The following is a 244-nucleotide window of genomic DNA, read 5'->3' as shown; positions in this document are numbered from 1 at the left end:
GCTGCGCGGCTCCTCGCAAAAAGTCTTCGACTGTCATTTGATGATCGAGCCGGCCGACCCGTTCCTGGAGGCTTTCGCCGCCGCCGGCTGCGATTACATCACCGTGCATCAGGAGGCGGGACCGCATCTCGACCGCTCGCTGCAGGCGATCCGCGGGCTCGGCAAGAAGGCCGGCGTCTCTCTCAATCCCTCGACGCCGGAAACGACGCTCGAATACGTGCTCGACCGGCTCGACCTCATCCTT

General features: G+C 64.3%; 1 protein-coding gene. It reads left to right on the top strand.

All coding sequences use genetic code 11. From position 1 onward, the window contains the following. A partial coding sequence (locus CH341_RS33185) for a ribulose-phosphate 3-epimerase (protein ID WP_425376240.1) occupies window positions 1-244 on the top strand: 244 nt, incomplete at both ends.

The sequence above is a fragment of the Rhodoplanes roseus genome (genome assembly GCF_003258865.1).
Lineage (GTDB): Bacteria > Pseudomonadota > Alphaproteobacteria > Rhizobiales > Xanthobacteraceae > Rhodoplanes > Rhodoplanes roseus.
Note: the sequence above shows the minus strand (reverse complement) of the source record. Positions and strands in the feature narration are given on the sequence as shown.